This window comes from Pseudoalteromonas sp. NFXS39 (assembly GCF_040148775.1).
GTDB classification, from domain to species: Bacteria; Pseudomonadota; Gammaproteobacteria; order Enterobacterales; family Alteromonadaceae; genus Pseudoalteromonas; species Pseudoalteromonas apostichopi.
The window spans coordinates 310,134-331,383 of record NZ_JAGDEC010000006.1 but is presented as its reverse complement, the minus strand read 5'-3'; the positions used below and the strand labels follow the sequence as shown (position 1 = coordinate 331,383).

At 38.6% G+C, this 21,250-nt stretch carries 21 protein-coding genes; 15 read left to right on the top strand and 6 right to left on the bottom strand.

Features of this window, described 5'->3' with window-relative positions; genetic code table 11:
* The first annotated feature begins 6 nt into the window (after nt 1-6).
* The 5 genes from J3455_RS13550 to J3455_RS13530 all read left to right on the top strand — a co-directional run bounded on the left by J3455_RS13550 (nt 7) and on the right by J3455_RS13530 (nt 8,404).
* Nucleotides 7-981, top strand: a complete 975-nt coding sequence (locus J3455_RS13550) for a DNA topoisomerase IB (RefSeq protein WP_167658065.1) — start codon at nt 7-9, stop codon at nt 979-981.
* Nucleotides 982-1,121: 140 nt separating this feature from the next.
* A complete protein-coding gene (locus J3455_RS13545) occupies nt 1,122-2,105 on the top strand; it encodes a Kelch repeat-containing protein (protein WP_178927284.1) in 984 nt (327 codons plus the stop codon).
* Nucleotides 2,106-2,265: 160 nt separating this feature from the next.
* Nucleotides 2,266-5,343 carry an Ig-like domain-containing protein gene (locus J3455_RS13540; RefSeq protein WP_349561918.1) on the top strand — a complete coding sequence of 1,026 codons (3,078 nt, stop codon included), beginning with the start codon at nt 2,266-2,268 and terminating at the stop codon, nt 5,341-5,343.
* 368 nt (nt 5,344-5,711) lie between these two features.
* Nucleotides 5,712-7,196 carry an alpha-L-fucosidase gene (locus J3455_RS13535; protein ID WP_256854665.1) on the top strand — a complete coding sequence of 495 codons (1,485 nt, stop codon included), beginning with the start codon at nt 5,712-5,714 and terminating at the stop codon, nt 7,194-7,196.
* 206 nt (nt 7,197-7,402) lie between these two features.
* Complete coding sequence (locus tag J3455_RS13530; RefSeq protein WP_239977377.1) at nt 7,403-8,404, top strand: glycoside hydrolase family 43 protein; 1,002 nt, start codon at nt 7,403-7,405, stop codon at nt 8,402-8,404.
* Between the two features lie 69 nt (nt 8,405-8,473).
* Here J3455_RS13530 and J3455_RS13525 read toward each other — a convergent pair whose 3' ends face one another.
* A complete protein-coding gene (locus tag J3455_RS13525; protein WP_349561917.1) occupies nt 8,474-9,283 on the bottom strand; it encodes a DUF2306 domain-containing protein in 810 nt (269 codons plus the stop codon).
* Nucleotides 9,284-9,510: 227 nt separating this feature from the next.
* On the opposite strand from J3455_RS13525, the gene J3455_RS13520 reads away from it, so the two are divergent.
* A complete protein-coding gene (locus J3455_RS13520) occupies nt 9,511-10,650 on the top strand; it encodes a helix-turn-helix domain-containing protein (protein ID WP_239977380.1) in 1,140 nt (379 codons plus the stop codon).
* Here J3455_RS13520 and J3455_RS13515 read toward each other — a convergent pair.
* Nucleotides 10,647-12,374 carry a response regulator gene (locus J3455_RS13515; RefSeq protein WP_239977382.1) on the bottom strand — a complete coding sequence of 576 codons (1,728 nt, stop codon included), beginning with the start codon at nt 12,372-12,374 and terminating at the stop codon, nt 10,647-10,649. The two genes, J3455_RS13520 and J3455_RS13515, sit on opposite strands and share 4 nt — an antisense overlap.
* 1 nt (nt 12,375) lies before the next feature.
* Nucleotides 12,376-12,915 (bottom strand): heme NO-binding domain-containing protein, encoded by a 540-nt coding sequence (locus J3455_RS13510; protein WP_130050889.1) that lies wholly within the window; start codon nt 12,913-12,915, stop codon nt 12,376-12,378.
* 192 nt (nt 12,916-13,107) lie between these two features.
* On the opposite strand from J3455_RS13510, the gene J3455_RS13505 reads away from it, so the two are divergent.
* Together J3455_RS13505 and J3455_RS13500 are read left to right on the top strand one after the other, a co-directional pair.
* Nucleotides 13,108-13,653: a CHASE4 domain-containing protein gene (locus tag J3455_RS13505; RefSeq protein WP_349561916.1), complete on the top strand. Its 546-nt coding sequence runs from the start codon at nt 13,108-13,110 to the stop codon at nt 13,651-13,653.
* A 30-nt stretch (nt 13,654-13,683) separates the two neighbouring features.
* Nucleotides 13,684-14,727: a GGDEF domain-containing protein gene (locus J3455_RS13500; protein WP_349561914.1), complete on the top strand. Its 1,044-nt coding sequence runs from the start codon at nt 13,684-13,686 to the stop codon at nt 14,725-14,727.
* 22 nt (nt 14,728-14,749) lie between these two features.
* On the opposite strand, the gene J3455_RS13495 is transcribed toward J3455_RS13500, so the two are convergent.
* Nucleotides 14,750-15,898 carry a PA0049 C-terminal domain-containing protein gene (locus J3455_RS13495; protein ID WP_178927277.1) on the bottom strand — a complete coding sequence of 383 codons (1,149 nt, stop codon included), beginning with the start codon at nt 15,896-15,898 and terminating at the stop codon, nt 14,750-14,752.
* A 263-nt stretch (nt 15,899-16,161) separates the two neighbouring features.
* Between J3455_RS13495 and J3455_RS13490 the strand changes: the two genes are divergently transcribed.
* Genes J3455_RS13490 through J3455_RS13480 form a run of 3 tightly spaced genes read left to right on the top strand, consistent with a single transcriptional unit; the run spans nt 16,162 to nt 17,776 of the window.
* On the top strand, nt 16,162-17,016 hold the full coding sequence (locus tag J3455_RS13490; RefSeq protein WP_130050892.1) for an alpha/beta hydrolase: 855 nt from the start codon (nt 16,162-16,164) through the stop codon (nt 17,014-17,016).
* A complete protein-coding gene (locus J3455_RS13485; protein ID WP_130050893.1) occupies nt 17,013-17,570 on the top strand; it encodes a DUF2975 domain-containing protein in 558 nt (185 codons plus the stop codon). Before J3455_RS13490 ends, J3455_RS13485 begins: the two co-directional genes overlap by 4 nt.
* On the top strand, nt 17,570-17,776 hold the full coding sequence (locus J3455_RS13480) for a helix-turn-helix domain-containing protein (RefSeq protein ID WP_130050894.1): 207 nt from the start codon (nt 17,570-17,572) through the stop codon (nt 17,774-17,776). Before J3455_RS13485 ends, J3455_RS13480 begins: the two co-directional genes overlap by 1 nt.
* Here J3455_RS13480 and J3455_RS13475 read toward each other — a convergent pair.
* Entirely contained in the window at nt 17,773-18,543 is a 771-nt protein-coding gene (locus tag J3455_RS13475) for an AraC family transcriptional regulator (RefSeq protein ID WP_178927276.1), read from the bottom strand. The genes J3455_RS13480 and J3455_RS13475 overlap by 4 nt on opposite strands.
* A gap of 156 nt (nt 18,544-18,699) precedes the next feature.
* Here J3455_RS13475 and J3455_RS13470 point away from each other — a divergent pair, with 156 nt between their 5' ends.
* The gene (locus J3455_RS13470) at nt 18,700-18,948 is read left to right on the top strand and encodes a hypothetical protein (RefSeq protein ID WP_130050896.1); all 249 of its coding nucleotides are present in this window, start codon (nt 18,700-18,702) and stop codon (nt 18,946-18,948) included.
* A gap of 45 nt (nt 18,949-18,993) precedes the next feature.
* Here the strand turns inward: J3455_RS13470 and J3455_RS13465 are convergent, their stop codons facing one another.
* On the bottom strand, nt 18,994-19,644 hold the full coding sequence (locus J3455_RS13465) for a tellurite resistance TerB family protein (protein WP_239977389.1): 651 nt from the start codon (nt 19,642-19,644) through the stop codon (nt 18,994-18,996).
* A gap of 182 nt (nt 19,645-19,826) precedes the next feature.
* Here J3455_RS13465 and J3455_RS13460 point away from each other — a divergent pair, with 182 nt between their 5' ends.
* The 3 genes from J3455_RS13460 to J3455_RS13450 all read left to right on the top strand — a co-directional run bounded on the left by J3455_RS13460 (nt 19,827) and on the right by J3455_RS13450 (nt 21,243).
* Nucleotides 19,827-20,210, top strand: a complete 384-nt coding sequence (locus tag J3455_RS13460; protein WP_167658053.1) for a hypothetical protein — start codon at nt 19,827-19,829, stop codon at nt 20,208-20,210.
* Between the two features lie 174 nt (nt 20,211-20,384).
* A complete protein-coding gene (locus J3455_RS13455; RefSeq protein WP_239977391.1) occupies nt 20,385-20,597 on the top strand; it encodes a helix-turn-helix domain-containing protein in 213 nt (70 codons plus the stop codon).
* 31 nt (nt 20,598-20,628) lie between these two features.
* The gene (locus J3455_RS13450) at nt 20,629-21,243 is read left to right on the top strand and encodes a hypothetical protein (protein WP_130050900.1); all 615 of its coding nucleotides are present in this window, start codon (nt 20,629-20,631) and stop codon (nt 21,241-21,243) included.
* Nucleotides 21,244-21,250: the final 7 nt, after the last annotated feature.

Here is a 21,250-nt window from a genome sequence, read left to right as displayed (position 1 = left end):
GGTGCAGTGAAATTAATTTATGTTGATGATAATTTGCCCGGTATTACTCGAAAAAGTCACTCTAAATGTTGGCTTTACTACGACCCTACAGGTAAGCGGATTAATGATAAAAGTGAAATCGCCCGTTTAGATGCACTAGCATTCCCTCCTGCATACAAAGATGTTTGGTTTTGTCCTGAGGAAAATGGCCATATCTTAGCAACTGGTTACGATACAAAGGGAAGAAAACAATACCTTTATCATCCAGATTTTAGAGAGCAGCAGGAACTAAAAAAGTTCGAAGTGTGTGAGCTTTTCGGAAATAAATTACCTTTACTTAGAGCAAAGTTAGCTGAATATTTAGAAGGTAATACACTTGACTATCAAAGGACATTAGCCGCAGTTGTTAGATTGATGGATTTAGGCTCTTTGAGGATAGGATCTAAACGAAACGCGAAAGAAAATAATAGTTTTGGAGCGACAACCTTACGTCGCCGCCATGCGAAGATAACAGGGAAAAATATTCGCTTAGAATATAAAGCTAAATCTGGCAAAGTGAGAGAGGTTAACCTTACAGATCGTGTTTTGAGCACCATTATTAAAGAGTTGCAAGATTTACCCGGACAAAACCTGTTTCAATACAAAGAGGATGGTGAATGTATTCCCGTAACTTCACGTGAAGTTAATCAATTTATTCAGCATGTAATGGGAGAGGAGTTTAGTGCAAAACACTTTAGAACCTGGCGTGCAAGTGTTTTAGCATTCGAAGCTTTTTATAATGCAAAGAAAAAGCTCCCTTTGTGCGACATGCTAGAAACGGTATCGAGCCATTTGGGTAATACGCCAACGATAGCACGTAATTCTTATATTCACCCGGCGCTTATTGATTTATGTAAAAAGGATGAAAACAGCCAGGTTGCTTTAAGAAAGCAATTAAAACTGCCCCGTAAAACGAAGTATTTGAATAGATACGAGCGAGGACTGCTACTCTTTCTCAGCTAGTAGATTTGTCTATTGCTGGTAGTCAAGCAATGCCAATTCCTGATAACAACAATGACAGAATAAGTAAGACTATTTGGCAGTGTACTAATAAGTACGGCTGGCTTAACCTTTAGCTAATTAACTGCTTATTAAGGATTTATATGCGCTTAGCCACACGGTTGTTACCGCTTTTTATTACTTGTTTACCTTATACTTTATCGGCAAATGAAGTTTCAGCACCTGAGCTTCCTGAGGCTATACAAGAAATCTACCCTACAGTAATGAATCAACAAGTTTGGGTTGCAGGTGGTATCTCTACTGAACTGCCAGCATCAAAGGGTAAGATGACTGCAAAAGTTCATTTTTGGTCACCAGAATACTTAAGTTGGCAATCCGCTCCTAGTTTGCCCGAGGGGCGTCATCATACTTATTTAATTGCAGTAGAAAAAAGATTATTTGCCTTCGGAGGTTTCGTTAATGCGCAAGGCCAATGGACCAATAGCCGTGATGTGTTAATGCTAGATGAAGGCGCTAAAGCATGGCAAAAAGTGGCGAGCTTGCCTTTTGCATTAAGTGAAACCGTAGGCGCAGTGTTAAATGGAAAAGTACATTTAGCCGGCGGCCGCAGCCCAAGCAGTGAGAAAAATGGACAATGGCAGCATAGTTTAGATGTTAGAGCGCATCTAGTCTTTGATCCTAAAAGCTTCACATTTACAGAAGCGGCACCTTTACCTTCAGCGAGAAACAGTGCGGCAAGTGCACAAGTAAACGGCCGGTGGTTTGTGCTTGGTGGCAGGACAGTAGGTGGCGAGCCAATCACAGAAATGCTCGAATACTTACCAGATACAGACATTTGGCAGGCACATGCAGCATTACCCAAAGCGCGTGCCGGGCATGCAGCGGCAGTTATTGATAATGCTATCTATGTGTTTGGCGGTGAACATAGCAAAGGGGTTGACCGTGAGGTTTTTAAATATGATTTAACCAAGCAGCAATGGGGCAAAGCTTTCGAATGGCAAACGCCTCGTCATGGCTTAGGGGCCATCACGTTAAAAGGCCAAATTTGGCTTGTGGGTGGCGCCACAAAAGTGGGATTGTCTGAAACAAGCAAAGCAGTGACTTCACTTAGTAAGCTTATTGACTAATAGTTTGCTTCTACTGAGATAGGTTTGGTTGAAAGTTCATAACCTAACTCTTGAATAAATGTCTCTAATAAAGGAAAATTGACCGCTTCGTCTCACAATAAGAAGATAAATTATTTGTTGTGAGTAAAAATAAAAATTATAAGCTGTTTAGGATAGGGAAATGACCAAGCTAACTTACCTTGCATTGCTACTTTGTTCGCAATCACTTTTAGCCACAGAAAATACGACACATTACAACCAATTTGGTGATGCGACACTTTTGAGTTCGCAACAGATTAACTACGACAAAACTTATTTTACTAGCCGCAATGAAAACAATTCGTATGCAAATTTAGACAGAGCTTCAAGGCTAAACTTATCCAATGCTCTTGCCGATGAAAGCCTAGAATTAACATCTGTATATCGTCGTTACTCTTTGGGTAATTCAACAGGTCTTAATGGTCTTTATTCTGTTGACTTGTACGGTAATGGCAATAAGCAAATTATTTCGGTGCAACAAAACGATTTTAATATTATTGAGTATAAAGACAATCAATATTCAGTCGTTGAAGGTTTCGATTCTCAGGATTACATCACTGATAGTACATTGGTAAAAAGCATTGCCGATGATACATATTATTTAATACTTATGACGAGCAATCAGATAGTAAAAATTAACTTACTAACAATGAAAGTCGAAAGTACAAAGGAAGTAATTTCTAGCCAATCAGTTATGGCAAGAGATATTAATAACGACGGTCAGGACGAGCTTATTGCTATTGCCAATAGCCAAATTTTAATACTAGACCAGTCAGACCTTTCAGTTATTTCCCAACTTGAGTATTACGGTAACAAATTTGTTGTTGGCTCGTTTACCGAACAAAATGTTCACGAATTAATGCTTGAAGATGGCAAGTTGTATCGTATCTCTGAAAATACAATAGATTATATAAAAACATTGAGTACTCAACTCACTGGTATCCATTTACAAAGTGTTGATACTAACCAAGATGGCTTAGATGAAGTAATCAATGGAAATGCTTGGTACTCGATTGAACTAATTAGTCCAAATACAGACAGTATTGTGTGGACAGCGAATAGCGATTTAGATATTTCAAGAGTTATAGTTGCAGATATCAATAATGATGGCGCCCAAGACCTCGTATATGGCGATGGTCAATGGGGACAAATACATGCTTTGTCTTTAAGTACAGGTCAGGAGTTTTGGCAGATCAATAACCCTGAACACAGTGTTTCAAGTATTTTGGTGGACGATTTTAACCTAGATGGCAAAACAGATATTGCGTGGGGAGCTGGTTATACGTCTTCAGGTAGTGATGGGTTTCATATTTATACTGTTGAAGACAAGTCTAAGCAATGGTCGCAAACGATCTTTAGCTATTCGCAGTTTTTATTAGGCCTTGCTGATATTGACGGTAAAGGTGGAATTGATGCCATTTTTTCTGAAAATGGCACAAATAAACTTCAAATTGTCGATATCGAAACAAATGAGCAATTGCTAACTAACGTTGATTTAACAGATGGCTGGAATGATTATCAGTATGTGGTTACAGCTGATTTATTCAATGATGGTAAAAACTATTTAATCGTAGCAGGGTCAGAAACTTACACAGGAAACATACAAGTATTTTCGCCAGAAAATGGAAACTTACTGTACACGGTACCTTTTGAAAGTGGCGACCAAATTTCAACGATTGAAGCCTATGATATCAATCAAGATGGTTTCTTAGAGCTAATTGTTGGCAATGGCGCATCGCATACCGGAAGTGAAGGCTCTTATATACGAGTTTTTAACGGACAAACCGGTGAACTAATTAAGCGTTCACCTCGTTTACAGGACTTTTGGAGTGGGGTTTCTGGCATAGTTGCAGGCATAGATACACAAGAAAGTAATAAAGAACTATTTGCTTTAACCGCTAACCAATTAGTTAAATATAACTACACTGATAATAGTGTAACTAATTACTCTTTAAACGGCAGTTTTAAGTCGCTAGAGGGGGTTGTTATCGGTGGTAAAAAAGTACTCTATGCTGCTGATCAATATGGTCTTTTATTCTCTTTGACAGAATCAGGAGAAAAGTCAGAAGTTGCGAAACTATGTGACAATTCATTAAACAATATAGTGTCTACACGCGCAGGCTTCATTTTATTTAGTTGTGAAGATAAGTTTGGAGAGTATGACTTAAATAATGATGAACTGCTTTATGAAATAGCGCGTGCAAATCAACGCAGTTCTATCGTGAGTGCAACTTATAATGGTGTGGACTATTCATTGCTTTCAGGGAAGTCTATAGAGGTATTCTCGAATGAAGCGGCAGAACCTTTAGCTAAACCGCAAGATAGCGAGATCACATCTCATGTACTTGCGCCAGTCGAAGTTAATCTTAATTTAAGTAATATTGATTTTGTGGTATTTGAAAATAGCCCTAGCCTTGGTCAATTAACATTTATTGATCGTCAAACTGGACAGTTCACATATACCCCTAACGGCACTGTAGGTGTTGATGAATTAGCGTTTTATACAGTAAAAGGCCGTTCACGCTCTGAGCTAGCAAAGTTTAAAGCTACGTTAACTAATCAGGCTCCGGCCGTTGAAAACTCTACGATTACAACGCACTGGAATACACCTTTGATACTTAATCTGCCTGCTTCAGATGCAGACGATGAGCCGCTTATTTTTACTGTAAAAAATGAGCCTCAGCATGGTCAAATTGAGTTACTTGATCAAAATACGGGTGAAATAAAATACACGCCGAGTGGTGAATCATTACAGCCTGTTTCAATTACTTTTACCGCGAAAGATTCACTTGAAGAGACTGCGCTTGCCAATGTTGTTGTTGAATTAACAAATACAACACCAAAGGTTACAAATTTAAGTTATGAAACTTATTATTCAACGGTAGTTAATGGTCGTTTTATTGGCAATGACGAAGATAGTGATAAGTTAGAATTTGAACTAGTAACGAGCCCAAGTACTGGTGAGCTTAGTTTTGATAAGGATACTGGATTATTTGTCTACGAACCGGCAGGGGAGTATTCTTACTCAGTAAACTTTAGTTATCGAGCAAAAGATAAATTTGCTTCATCAGATACTAAAACTGTAGTTATAGATATTGTTGGTAAAGCAGACAATTCTGGGTCAAGCTCTGATTCCGGCTCAGACTCAGGCGGTAGTATGTATTACTTAATGTCTTTGTTACTTGCTATGGTTGCGTGTAGACGTAAACTTAAAGTTTAGACATTATAAACTAATTGAATTTTGTAGGTGCTGTACCAATTAAATTGGTACAGCATTTTTTTGAAAGGTTAGCCTTACAAAAAAGACTCCTCAGAAGGCTTTAGTGTAGGTTCATCACCTACAACATAATTATTTAGAAGTTCAGCTGATAACTAAAGCGCTAACATTTTTACTAATCTAATGTTTGTCTACGAATCAGAAAATTCACATAGTACAAGGTTTTTTAATGTCTAATTTTCAACTACTTAATCTTTTACTATTGAGTGATGTAGCGATTTGGATGACGATTTCCTAGAGCAAGCTTATTGTTGATTAAATGTAAATGGTTAAACTCGTGCAAGTGTCAGCTTTCATGTGGTTTAGTAGTGATGAAAAGTCGCTCCTCTAAAGTTATATTTGTTATTACAGTAGTCATTGCCAGTTTAAGTTCGAGTGCATCCCAGTTACCAGGCGAAGTTAACTGGATGAAAGATGCAAAGTGGGGGATAAGTCATCATTACCTTGCTGGAGGTACTCTAGATAATGCATGGTATAAAATAACAGACTACAACGAATGGAATCACTACGTTAATGGTTTTGATGTCAACGATTATGCAGATAAAGCAGTCAAGCTTGGTTATAGCTATGTAATTTTTACGATTACTCAAAATAGAGGTTATTTATCGACCCCGAGTGATATTTACGACTTACACTCGCCAGCATGCCCAAGCAAAAAAGTTGCGCCTGGTTGTATCACCCAAGTTAACTCAAATCAGGCTGATTACACGCCAACCCGTGACCTTGTTTTGGATTTAGCCAAAGCACTTAAACGAAAAGGCATTAAGCTAATTGCTTATATACCTTCGCACTTAGGGGATAGGTGGACGGGTACAAAAACCAAAGCACCTTACCCTGATTGGTTTATAACCGGTTTTATCAGCGAAAGATCACAGGCTTGGGGAGCCAACATCGCTGGCTGGTGGTTTGATAATTGGTTTGAAGCAGATGAATCGAAACAAAAACTCGAGGCAAAGAATGCTTATTTCGTTGCTGATCAACTTGCTCAGTCTGTTCGAAGTGGCAACCCAAATGCGACGATCAGTTTTCATGCTGGTGATGAGCATAGCTTTGCACCCAAAGAACCACACAGCCAATACACATCAGGTAAAACTAACGAGTTACCTAAGGCACCTTCTTCTAAAAAAGTCATAACAGCTTTAGGTTCAAAAGTGCAGTGGCATGGATTTACCTATACCTCTTTAGGGGGATGGGGACAAGTAAAGAGCAGCTTAAAGTATTCGAACACAGAAATAGCTAACAGAGTAAAGCTAATTGTTGATGAAGGTGGGTTGATAACGTTAGATGTGGCTATCAATGCCGATGGCAGCTGGATTGCTGATCGTCTGGTGCAAATTCAGACTATTGGTAATGCACTTGGCACAACAAGTGACACCACCTATTCAAGCCTCGAGTTGGTAAATGATGATGATCCAAGGATACGTTATAGCGAAAGTGGATATTGGATCAGCGCGAGCCAAACAAATATGGGTGAGTATATGCAAGATAGGCACATTACAATGATTAATGGTGCTTACTTTAGTTATGATTTCCAAGGTTCAAGTATTGTATTTGCTACATCAAAAGCTGCTGATCAAGGTACTGTTGAGATTCTCATCGATGGTCAATATCAAGGACAGTTTTCAACTTTTGATGAAAATAACTTCCGTCAAGTGCAAAGTATTATATTTGAAAAACATGATTTATCAGCTGGGGCACACACTTTAATAGTGAAAAAGGTATCGGGTGACGTAATGGCAGTTGATCTCGTCTTATCTAAAAAATCTAAGAGGAGTTTTAAAAAAGACTCGTTTTAGTGATCCCAAACAAAGGGGGGAAGCCCCCTTTTTCCATAAATGTTTGATAACGAGCTAGGTTCATACTTTTTAATTCCTCGTACATTGAAACTCACAGAGCAGCTTACATTTCTTTTCACTGTCTGTTAAAAATAATGTTATATTTGTGTTCTTGCTAAAAAGTAATAAAATAATACAAATTACAAGTATAACGATCAGGTTTCAAGATGACATTACAAACAAACAGTCCGTTAGTAGAGCAGCGTGCCGACCCATTTGTGCATAAGCACAGCGATGGTTTTTATTATTTTACAGGTTCTGTACCAACTTATGACCGTATTGAGCTTCGTAAGTCTGAGACATTAGAAGGTTTAAAAGATGCTGAAACCTTTGATATTTGGTTTAAACACGACAGCGGACCAATGAGTCGTCATATCTGGGCGCCTGAAATTCATTATCTTGATGGCAAGTGGTATATCTACTTTGCAGCCAGTGAAGAAGATGATATTTGGGCGTTACGTCCATATGTACTTGAGTGTAAAGGTCAAGATCCACTTAATGATGAGTGGGTTGAACTTGGCATGATGCAAACTGCTGAAGGTGATGAAAAGTCGTTCACTGACTTTTCTTTAGATGCCACCATTTTTGAAAATAACGGTAAGCGTTACTTCTGCTGGGCAGAAAAAACAGGCGGCCAATTTGCTGCATCAAACCTTTATTTAGCTGAAATGGAATCACCAATTAAACTAAAAACTGCACAGTTTATGCTGACTACGCCTGATTACGATTGGGAGCGCGTGGACTTTTGGGTTAACGAAGGCCCAGCAGTTCTAAAACATAACGGTAAAATCTTCATTGCTTTCTCTGCAAGCGCAACGGGTGCATGCTACTGCATGGGCTATATGGAAGCAGATGAAAATAGCGATTTACTTGATCGCAATTCGTGGACTAAAACACGTACGCCAGTGCTAGAGACGAATATTGAAAAGAAAATCTTTGGTCCGGGTCACAACTGTTTTACTGTTGCTGAAGATGGTGAAACGCCACTGTGTATTTACCATGCTCGTGACTATGAGCACGCAGTGGGTGAGCCGAGTGTGGTGCCAAAAACAGACACCCGTCCACTTGAGGAGATTATAAAAGATCCTCTTTATGATCCAAACCGTCACGCACGTGTGTTAGAAGTGAAGTATGACGAAAATGGTCGCCCGTTATTTGAACTCTATTAACTTTATAGAGCCGTAAACTCAGATCATAAAGCCACCTACTTGGGTGGCTTTTTTAGCTTTAAAGCTTGGTTAAGCAATGATAGCGGGGTACCAGTTTGCCAGCGTTACTCCAAATAAACCGATTAAGAACACGACAGATATAAACGCCATCAAACATGCCGTTCCGATTGTAATAAATTTATGGTTAGTTTGTTCTGCATAGCGGACAAGCTCGGCTATGAAAAGAGGTATCATGTAAGAGCAAAGACTAACGGCAAGCACGGCAGGTCCTGTGAATGTTTTGCTATCGACCCCTAAGCTGCCAAATACTAAAAACCATGCAAATATCAGTAATCTAAAAAACAACACACCATTAGCAGCGAGATATAAACGTATCGCCCAAGTTTTATGCGCATTGAAGTTACGAGCCCGCGCAGTTTTCACTGCAAATAGACTTGAGATGATAACCACTAAGCCGCCAAACATTGTCAGCGCATGCATCAAGGTGTTACCAACGGTGCCTCTTACTATCATTAAATACATGCCGGCAAATGAAATACAGCAAGCTAAAACAACGAATACACGGCCATTATATCGATGAAAGGTTTTGTATTTTGCACGTAATTTTTCAATAAGCTGTAAGCTTCCGCCAAGAATCATCACTACAGCAAATAATACATGCACTGCATACATCAAATTCCCCGTGGTATCATTTGCTACATAAGCGGTGTTGTTAAGTCGATTCCAACCAGATAGACCTGTGGTCATACTTGTCACTCCATAACCAAGAATGAGATAACCCACAAAGCAAATTTGTGCCAGTAATAAGCAAATAAACCAAAGCTTTTTACTGTATCTGAGCGCCTTCAAAGGTGTAAGTTTGCTATTTTTGTTAAACATCATCAATTCCATTACATTTTGCTAATACCGCAAATATAAAGGGCTAGAGAAATATTTCTTATCAAATTCGGAATTTGATCAATGAAATATTGTGTTTATTTATGACCGCCAATGCAGGGTTTGACACATTCACTAACAAACTCTTTTTGCCATGTTGATTTTGAAAAAGTAAACTTACCTGATTGGTAAATTATTCATCAAACTCCCAATTTAAGGTATGCAGAGTTATGCAAAATACTTCCCCTTATTACTTACTCGTTTTTGTTTGTATGGGGCTAATGTTGCTAAATGGCATGAAAAAAGATAAGCAGCTTATTCATTATCTGTTTGCTGTCTTTTGTGGTTCGCTTTGCATGGTTGGGGTGCAAAAAATCAGTGCACCGAGTATTGGTGTTTACAGCTATTTAATCGGTTTATTTACTTGTGCAACATGTAATATGTCTTGGCTTATATCACGCACTTTGTTTCGTGAGCACAAGCCTTTTTCCATGGTGCATATTGCTGTAGCCAGCACTATTGCAGGTTTGATTATGTTTAATCAAACTTGGCATTATTTGGTAAGTGTTGATGCGCAGATTTTCCCAGATAGCCAATTCATGTGGCGTTTAAAGCAAGGTATGGGTGAAATAACTGTGCTGCTATCTTCGAGTATTCTGGTGCTGTCCTTTTGGGAAGCATTACGAGGTTATAAAGGTAAAACACGAACGCAAAAGTGGCAGGCAACTATTTTTGCTAGTTGTTACTTTTTAGCAGTATTTAATGCCAGCATACTGCCTAAGTTTTTATTTAGTGAAAGCGAATTTCAACAGTTTGAGCCACTTATAATTACCACATCCGCCTTGTTAATCGTACTTGCAATGCAGTTAGTGATGTTTTTGCAAAAGCGTCCCCATCCTTGTGTAACTGAATCTGCTGAAATTGAAGAGGTGAACTCTGAAAGGGCAGTTCAAGCTACTAAAAAAATTGAGCCGTCAGAAAATAGAGAAATAGAGCCTGAGCTGACCAAGGGCATAGAAGCACTTATTATTAAGCAACAGGTTTATTTGCAAACTAATTTGAAAATTTCTGACTTTGCACAAGCTTTAGCAGTACCTGAGTATAAAATTAGCCGCGCTATTCGCCATCATTTTAAAGCCACTAATTTTAATTTATTTATTAATCAGTATCGAGTAAAGCATGCGCAAATGTTGCTCCTAAAAGACGAAGCAAGTCATTGGAGCATTCTAAGTATTGCACTTGAAAGTGGTTTTTCTTCGCTTGCTACTTTTAATCGTGTTTTTAAAAGCAGTGTAGGGATAAACCCCAATGAGTTTCGTAAGCAAAACGGCTCGTTAGCAGAACAAAAATTAATAGAGCTCGCTGATTAGGGTTGTTTTTGGCTTAAATGTGCTGCAATTACTTCAAACATGTTTTGTACTTCTATAGGCTTGGCTATGTAACCTTGCATCCCCGATTCTTTGGCTTTAGTTATGTCGGCTTCCATAGTATTGGCAGTCATGGCGATAATAGGAATATGGGCATACTTTGATTGCTTTTTAATTTTATTAGCAGCGGTATAACCATCCATTTTTGGCATTTGGCAGTCCATTAAAATACAATCGAAAGAGTCTTTTTCGACAGCTTCAATGGCCGCTATGCCATCCTCGGCGACATCAACAATAAATCCATTTGAGCGCAGTATTTGCGATGCGACTTGTTGGTTGAGGGGGTTGTCTTCAACAAGCAGTATTTTTGAGCCAGCAAACTTTTTAAAGCATGTGTTGTCTACACTGTTATCTTTTTTCGTGGCGATACCCATAACATGCTCAAGCGTTTTAAGTAGATTTCCTTTAATAATTGGCTTTAATAATATTTCTTCAACGGTTTTATTAAGTGTACTAAGGGTGTTTTTAACCTCTTGGTTTTCATAAGAAGCGAGAATAATGGTTTTTGTAATGTCGATAGAAAGCTGCTGTTTGAGGTTCTCCAAAATGTTATTTTGCTCATAGTTTAGAACATGCCAGTCTAAAAAAATAAAGTCATAGTCATGGCTAATACTGACTTCTAACAGTCTTTCATCTTTACAGTTAATAGTATGGGTGTTGATTTCTAATGTATTGAGCATATTCCGTAAAACTGCTTCAGGGCGGTTGCTTTGTTCAATAATAAGAGCATGCTTTTGTTTAAAAACGTTTGTGTCGTGAGTACTTTGTTTGGATGATTTAGCGAATGACACTGTAAAACTAAAGCAACTGCCTTTGTTTAATTGGCTTTTAACCTCAATGTTACCTCCCATAAGCTCGAGGATCTTTTTGCTAATAACAAGGCCAAGGCCTGTACCACCAAACTTACGTGTTGTAGAAACATCGGCTTGTGAAAAGGGCTTAAACACATTATTTACTTGCTCCTCAGACATGCCAATACCTTGATCAATCACCTGAAAATTAATACAAATACTTTTATTTGTTTGTGACTCTATCGCCATTTTAAGCATAACGTTTTTCTGATTTGAAAACTTAATTGCATTACTCAGTAAATTTAATAAAACTTGATTGAGCCTAAGAGTGTCACCGATTAAAAACTCAGGAATGCCATCATCAATATCAAAGATTACTTCAGTGTTATTTTGCTCAATTAAACTACTGACTAGATTTGCTAGATTTGCGAGGAAGTCATTTAGATTAAAATCACTATTTTCAAGTTCGAGTTTATTGGCTTCTATTTTAGAAAAGTCGAGAATGTCATTGATAACACCAAGCAACGATTTAGCTGAAAGCTGGATTTTTTCGACGTAATCATACTGTTTGTCAGTCAAATCGCTATTGAGAGCTAGGTGGGCCATACCTAAAATTGCATTCATAGGTGTGCGGATTTCATGACTCATATTTGCTAAAAACATCGATTTAGCTTGATTGGCGGCATCGGCTAATTCTTTTGCTTTATTTAAATCTTGGGTGCGAGTGATGACTTCTTTTTCTAGATTTTCGGCCGCATGTTTTAGCGTCATATTTGCTTCATATAACTCTAAGGACTTCTGTTCTAAAAGTGCTTCGGCTTCTTTTCTGGCCTTGCGCTCTCGTTCTATTCTTCGTTTGTAGAGTTCTTCATCCACATTAAGCTTCTTTTGTTAGGGTAAAAATGGCAGATTGGAAGTTTTCGTCAATCTCGCTTTTAACTGTAATTACTTCATTAAAATGTTCACAGGCTCCCTCAATCAAGCCCTCAGCTAAACAAGCAAATGGGTTACCTGAGCGATAAAACATTTTCATCTCGTTCTTGCTAATTCGTTTTGTTTCAAAACTTGGTAACTCAGCATCGTGGTAGAGCTTTTTAACCTCAATATGCACGTGCCGGTCGATGGTATCAAGGAAGTCAAAAGTGCTTTCGACATTATTAAAGAAGTGTGGAAACAAAACAAAAAAGCGTTTTAACAAATACTTACCGTAGGCATGAACCAGCTCATTAACAGGTTTATTGATATGTCTGCTTAATGAGCTGACCAACATTAGCAGTTCTTTATTGTCGTAATTTCCAACGCTGGTGTAGGCGCCGTTTGAAGGAAGTGAGTTTTCTTCAATGATTTTGTCAGCCACCTCAAAAGAAAACTCATTTTCAACCATTTCTAAAAACTCGGTAAAGACGATACCTTTCATAAAGTAACTCAATAAAACGTCATACTAAAAGTTTAGATACAAACAAGGGTTTTACAATTTCTCTACTTACAATTTTTGTGTGGCTAGAGCTTTTAATTTGATTATTAATTAAAGGCTAGCAAGCAAACCTACTAAACAAGGTTATACTTTTTAATACTATCGTCTTTAGATTGCAGTTTGGTTTGGTATTTTATGGTGATTGGCTCGAGGATAAGAAAACGCTTATTGCTCGCTTTTACAGCTGCGTGTATTGCTATTCTGCTTGCGCAAACAATCATCAGGCAATTATGGATATTGCCAACCTTTGAAGCGATGACAAAGCAAAACGATAGGATTGATATTCAGCGAGTGGAGTCTCAACTTCAGCAAGAGATTGATGCGCTGTCAAAAATGGTTTTTGATAGCTCCGCTTGGGATACCATGTATGTGGCAGCGTACGAACGTGATACCCAGTGGTTTAATGATGATTATGTTATTGCTGACGCACTGCAACGTTTAGACGTGAATGGTTGGTATTTATATGATACGCAGGCAAATATTATCGGAGGTGGCAGTTTTAATAATGATTATCTGACTTACTCACCAAAGATCTTAGAAACCTCCCATTTGTTGAAAGAAAACGACTTAATAGTCTTATCTGATGATATAGCTAATAGCCAATCAGCGTTAGTTCATAAAGTCCGATTTATCACGATAGACAAATCTCCAGTCCTGACAATTGCTTACAATGTAACGTAGTCTGATGGCTCGGGTAAATTTGTAGGGACTTTGCTGCTGTGGAGCTTTATTGATGAAGGTTTTGTAGAAAATTTAACCCCAGGGTTAGCAAATGATATTCGCTTTTATGGCACGGACGAAGTGTTTAAATATAAAGATCATTTAACCAGAGTATTTGGTGATAATCGTAGCGTAATGGGTGCTTCCCAACATAATCGGCGTCTTTACTTAGGAGTTAATGACCAAAAGGGTAACTTGTTATTTGTACTTTCTATTAAATCGCGTGAGCGTACTTACGATCGAAGTTTGTTTGATAGCTCTTTAATCACTGGGTTATTTATTTCTGGCTCAGTGTTTATTTTGTTTTATTTATATATAAATCAACAGGTTTTGAAACCACTTAGAAAGCTTTATACATTAGTAAATTCAGCAATAAGCAATAACGATTTTAGTGCTAGAGACGAGTATTACGGTGATAACGAATTACAACAGCTCGGAAGGGGAATGAATGAGTTATTTACTCTGATTGAAAACCAACGTGAAGAAATATTTCTTCGCCATGAGAAGTTAAACCATATCAGTAATACAGACTCAATGACGGAGCTTGCTAATCGTAGGGCTCTAGATAAACACTTTGCAAAGCTTGCCAGTGATGCTGTATCAGCTAAACAGCCTATTTCATTGATCGTAGCTGATATCGATCACTTTAAACTCTACAATGACTTTTATGGGCATGATCAAGGTGACAAAGCGCTATGTGAGGTTGCCAATCTCCTTAAAGATAATACCAACCCAGACAATCACTTTGTTGCTCGATATGGCGGCGAAGAATTTGTAATTGTGCTCAGTAATACTGATAAGCAGGAGGCACTCAAAGTGGCAGAAACCCTGCGTAATGCTGTTGAATCAGCTCACATTACCCACCAAGGTCGCGAAGACTTAAGCTATGTTACTTTATCGATTGGCGTTGCCAGTAAAGCCACTAATGAGGCGTTTGATTCAGATAGTTTATTTAAAATAGCTGATAATGCGCTATATAAAGCCAAAAAGCAGGGGCGCAATTGCTGTGTTGCTGGTGATAAAGCTCAGCTATAGTCTAATAGCTGAGCTTTATTTTTTAAATTGCAACTAAGCTTTGCTCAAGCATTGCTTTAATTTGCTTAACAATTTTAGCTTCTGTTTCTGGCTCAAATTGTTGAATACGTGGGGTGTGAATATGCCCTGTAGGGATGTCTGAATTAAGCTCATCACGCAGGCGAATACTACGGTACGAAATTTCATTGGATAAGTAGCCGCCGCCACCGCCTTTTACCGCAATCGCACCTTCTAATTCTTTAAGTGATTTTGGCTCAAATGCTTTTTCAAGTGTAACGACTTTGTGGTTGTCGTTAATTATGAATGGCCCTTTAGCTTGTTGCATTTGCTTAACTGGTAAGCTGAATAACACAAATTCGTTACCAGGTAGTGGGCGGTCATTAAGGCTTGAAACCTTTGGGGCAGTGGCCGTGCCACCATAGATTATATTGGCGTTATCTGGCGCTGTTACACTGCGACGCTTACCTGGGAAGCGTTCAAGATCAAAGTCTTCTCTGCCCATACTAATAGTGGCGATCATATCGACATTATTAAGTGCGTAATAAGGTGCAAATAATGATTCGATGATACCTTGATCAAAGTCTTCATAGCGTACTGGCACCATCACTGTATTAATCTCAGCGCTTATGCCTTTATAATTTATAACTTGGCCATCAAGTAACAGGGCTGCGACACCTGACGGGTTGCTTTGATTAATATTTTTATCCAATAAGAAAGGATCAAAACCTGTAATCAAAATACGCTTATCGGTTTTTTTACTGTAATCAAGCTCTGTTCGGCCTCGGCTGCCATTTTCAAGCCTTGTTAATAATGCGGTTTGTTCACTGTCTGTCATTGCAAACTTTGGTTTGCTGGTGCGAATAATCTTGCTTGAAAGTAAACGTGCCCAATAGAGTTCGCGGTCGTCGAAACTGTTAGTTTTAATAATGCGGGCTTTCGCATCTCGCCATAATTGCTTGGCGTAGTCATCGATAAGGTCACTCGCCTGCTGGTAACTTGTGGTAGCTTGCCACTGTTTTTCAAATTGGTTTACTTCATCAGCAAAAGCATTCAACACCTTTGGCATGGCTTTGCTGGCTTTTTCAATACGCAGTTCTTCAACGGTTAAATCGGCTGCAAATGCAGAAAATGACGAGGCGATTAAGCTGGTGGCAAGTAAAACTTTTTTCATGATAATCCTATTTAGTTACAGCACGTTTAGTAGGCTTGAGTTAACTATCCTATGGATAAAAGCCCAGCGCAAATAAAATCGCTCAATACAGAACTGGAATAAAAATTAATTAATGGAGATAGCGGTTTTGATCAAAATCATTTCTCAAAGGGAAGGCTTTTGATATGTGAAAAAGAGTAATTAATTATCGTTTTTCGGTAATTGATGTTTGTTTTTTAACTTTGATAGTGCCATAGTGTTTTTTTACTAGAAGGATCGTGAACATGAAATTTGGTTCTATTGCAGTGGTTTCGCTGATTGTGATGTTATTAACTGGTTGTACAACAATTAAAATTGAGGAGTCTCATTTTTTATACCCCGATAAAAAAATAACAATGCAGGAAATACAAAGTGTTGATGGTACTGCCATAACGCAAAAGGTAACTTTAACTACCGATGATGGCATCAGCCTTAAAGGTACCCTTATTAAAGTTGCAGATGCTCGAGCCACTGTAATTTACTTTGGTGGTAACCAGTTTCGCGTTAGTGTCGCTGGTGGAGAACCTGCCAAGCTAATTTTACCTTTTCAGGTAAATATTTTAATGATGGATCATCGTGGTTATGGGCTTAGTTCAGGAGTACCCAGCGTGGCTAATCTACAAGCTGATGCATTACAGGTGTTTGATTATGTAAAAGGCAGAGCTGACTTAAATCACTTGCCTGTTGTGATCCATGGTCATTCTTTAGGAAGTATGATCGCAGGTTATGTTGCCAGTCAGCGCAATGTTGATGCTCTGGTACTCGAAGGTAGTGTGACAAATGTTGAACAGATGACAGCAGCACGAATTCCGTGGTTTGCTAAACCGTTTGTTAGCCTTGAGTTTAGTGAAGAGATTAACCAAGTCGATAATTTAAAAGCGTTACAAGTTTACCAAGCACCGCTATTAATAATCACAGGTGAAAAAGACACACAAACTCCACCTGAGTTAGCGAGAGCTTTATATCAACACGCAAAATCTCAGCAAAAGCAGATTTACATCGCAAAGGGGAAGCATCATTCAGATGCGTTAACAGGTAAGCAATTAGCGACTCATTATGAGCAACTTTTAAAACAAATAACATTGAGTAAATCGTCATGAAAAAAATTGTTTGGATGAGTACGCTGATCCTAAGCTTGCTAGTTTTTACGCTCCTTAGTTTGTTAGTTACAAGCATTATTGTGCTTTTTAGTGACAATGATGTTTTAAGCTTTACTCAAAGTAATGGTGCGCATATGTGGATTGGTCTTGAAGTCAGCGGATCTTGGCAGGGAATAGCGCAAACATTGAGTGAGAGTGATTTTGATAGTGTTTTATGGCTTGGTCTTGTGCAATTGCTGCCATTTATTCTTATCAATATAATTTTGATTCGGTTATTTTTGCTCTACCGACGTGGGTCTTTCTTCGCTATTGAAAATATTCAATGTTTTAAATGGTTAGGTGGCGTATTATTGGCGCAATTTGCGCTAGTTGTATGCTATCCACCACTACTTATTACTCTTCTAAACTTTGCAACAGATACTGATTTGGGAAGAGTCGTGGTTATACAAGATACTGATATTATAGGTTTAGTGATGGGTTTAATTATTTATGTTATTGGTTGGATCATGGGTCAAGCACAGCAGCTACAAGAAGAGCAAGAGTTAGTGATTTAATGGCGATTATTATTGATTTAGATGTTGTGTTAGCTAAGCGAAAAATGAAGTCTGCAGAATTAGCTGAAGCGATAGGTATTACGCCACAAAACTTATCAGTTCTGAGGGCTGGGCGAGCTAAAGCTGTACGCTTTACAACCTTAGATGCAATTTGTAAGCACTTAAGTTGTCAGCCAGGTGATATTCTGCGTTTTGAAGATGATTAGCGCAAAATAAGCTTTGTTTGTTTAGTTTGAGAGTCTTTTAATAACTTGCGGTATTTTGCTGGCGTGATGTGCATTATTGCTTTGAATTCTTTGATTAAATGAGGCTGATCGGTAAAGCCACAATCTAATGCAATATCTGCAAAACTCATTTCAGGGTTAACTTTAATTGCTTGTTTAGCAAGCTTTACCCGGTATATACGCTCAAAATACTTAGGGGTGACACCGCATTGCTCCTTTACTTGCCTTTCGAGCTGGCGTTGACTGAGTGGGGCAAGTTGATAAGCGGTTTCGAGTGGCGTTAACTCAATAAGGTAGCGGATTAAGTGTTTTGAGTGCCTGTTACTGTGGTTAATATTTTTATTATCAGTAAAGTGGCGGCTAATAAACGCAACAAACGCTTCTAAGCTGGCATTATCTTGTAGGCCTTCGGCAATTTCACACAGCGATTGCTCAGCAAGGAGTGGATGTGCGTTTCGCTTAAGTTCAGACAATACGGTTGGGTTAAAGCGAATTCCGCAAAACTGCGCGTCGTATGAAAATGTGACTTTGGATGCTTGAGTTGATGTTTCTTGTATTGCATAAGGGGCAGCAAGCGGCTTGTCATCCAGTAAAACCTCACCGGTAACAGGAAACACAAGCCCTGTTGCACCGTCGCAGGCAAGCCATTGTTCACCTTGAGAGTGCGCTGAGGCATACCAAATAGCTTGTATGCTATCGGCAAGATAGCCCTGTGGGGTCATTAATTCGAGCGTTAAATGGTTACTCATTAAACTTTACTGTCTCTGTCGATAGTGGAAGTATCTTCAATTGTATGCCGTTGTGTCAATTTTTAGTCCAAGTCTAAGTTGCTTTATGGGCTGTTATTCGCACCATTTTTTTAATCCTGCTATGCTACGCCCATTAGCAATCACTGAGTATTTGAGATGATTAACGATAACGATGTAATCGAAACATTAGATGAGTTAGAAACATTTTTACGCCTAGTTGAAAATGGCGGTTTAGGGCTTGAGAATGTAGCTGGTGTTGCGCTTGCAACAAATAATAGCGATGGTCGCCCATTTGTTGCAGTACTTGATGATAGACATCAGCTACTACTGGGTCGTTACGTAAGCAATGATGTGTATGAAAATGGCAAAGATATGGTGCGTTATGGCACTAAAAAACCTCATTAATCATTACTGAGGCACTAGTTAAAGTGGGGCGAAGATGCCCCATTTTTATTGGTATAGGGCAAGTTCTCTGTGAATACTTAACACCAGTTCGCTAGGAATACATAACTGACTTGCCAATGTGTCTAAGTAGTGTTTAGAAATTGCTTGGTTTAAATCAATCGCACTGGCACTGGCTGCATATACTTCAATACCCATTTGTGCGTTTGGCACAGCGTCAACTAACTCGGATAGTTGCATTGGTTTTCTCAATTCATCGAACAGCATGGCCTTTTCTTGCACAGACAATTGCATTGTCTCAACTTGTGTGAAGATTTTTTGTCTTTCTGTTTCATCAATGTGGCCATCAGCATAGGCGGCTGCAATCATAGCGCGCATTAATAATAGTTGCCCATCACTATGATTATCGTCGATTGCATCACTAAATGACTGCTCAGGCAGTGTGGCTGGAGTAAAATCAAAACCACGCGAGCTCGTTTGATGCACAGGAGCCGCTTTTTGTTCTGAATATTGTTTATAGGCTTTCCAGGCAAGCCCACCTACAGCAGCTAGCGCACCATATTTAACGGCTTTTTTACTGTTCTTTTTACTTTTTCCGCCCATTAAACTAGTTAGCCCGCCGCCAGCAACACCCCCTAAAAAACCACTCAGCGCACCTGATTTATTTAAATTACCCACTAACTTTTGTAAGTCTTTCATTGTTCTCTCCTTGCAGATATGTGCCCAGATTAGGCGATTTGAAATTAAAAGGAAACGAGATAAATGTTACAAAACACATCAGGTAACAATTATCTGTTTTAGGTGCTAACTTTCAGCTTGCTTAAAATACACTCAATACTATAAGTTAGGATTTCTGTTTGCTTATTAATAAGGAAAAACTCATGGCAGATAATTACACTCCACCCGAAGCAAGTCTTGAAATGGTATCTGAAAATAACTCAGGGCAGGGAAAGGTAGACAATTTACCCGAGGGTATTAAAGGCTTTAGTTGGGGCGCTTTTTTGCTAAGTTGGATTTGGGCAATTGGCAACAGCACATGGATTGGTTTATTAGCCTTAGTGCCTTATGTTGGTTTTATTGTGTCGATTTATTTGGGCTTTAAAGGCCGAGAAATGGCTTGGCAGAATAAACGTTGGGATAGTGTTGAGCATTTTCAACGAGTTCAAAAACAATGGTCATTTTGGGGCGTATTGATCATTGGTGGCATATTTTTATTGGGTATTCTATCGGCAATATTAATACCTGCCATTCAGGCTAATGCCTAAATTATAAACAAAGCGAATCGGTATAAGAGTCAGTATTTACTGGCTTTTTTTATATCTGAAATTCAAACAACAGATTTAATTCCACATATGGTGATTATGTTTTTCATTCTTTATTTTATGATAATCGTAAAATAAAGTTTGACAATCATAAACCAGCTGCGTACTTTTTAGACTATGAAAATACGAATCAACCTAGATATAGAATTGGCAAAGAACAAAATGCAGCTGAAGGAGCTATCGCAGCGCATAGGTATTTCTATGACCAATTTATCATTACTTAAAAACGGAAAAGTGAAAGCGATCCGCTTTAGTACGCTAGAGGCTATTTGTGAAGAGCTCAATTGCCAACCGGGCGATATTTTGGTGTACGAACGTGGTAGCGAATAACTTAACAACGCAACAGGATTTTGGAGGGCATATGTTCAACCGTGACTATTTAATACCAGGCATTGCAGCGGGGTTACTTGCTGTCATATTTCCCTTGTACTGGATTTCAGTTTTTGGTGAAACACTTGATGGCTTAGGAGAAGCACTTAAGCTCGACCTACAAAGTTTAAGCTTTTCAGACCTTATTTTTGTATTCATAGGTGCACTTGAGATATATGTGTACTTGAGCTTACGCAAGGCTCTTAAAGATATGTTTGATGTAGAAGGCGTTCGCATCTTGTTATGTGTATTAGCGGTGCTGGTATTGGCTTTTCATGCTACCGTTCTTTGTGATGTTTACCTTGCTGTTGTCGGCGATAAAGCATCGAACGACGTGATTGATAGTATTTTGGTTATTGCCATGGTGGTATCGGCTGGGAGTTTAGGCTTGTATGCGTTAGTTGGTTTAATCACAGCGGCTTTATTACTGACAAAGCGCCATGGTATTTCATCACTACTTACGGTGTTTTCTATTCTACTGCTACTAATATGTATCCTACAGTTAACGGTGATTTTTGCTTATTTGAATTTATTTTTATTCCCTGCAGCTTTATTAATTTTAATGGTTTTCTTTATCAAAAAACCTGAACAGATCGAAGTAGTTTAGTTCGGTT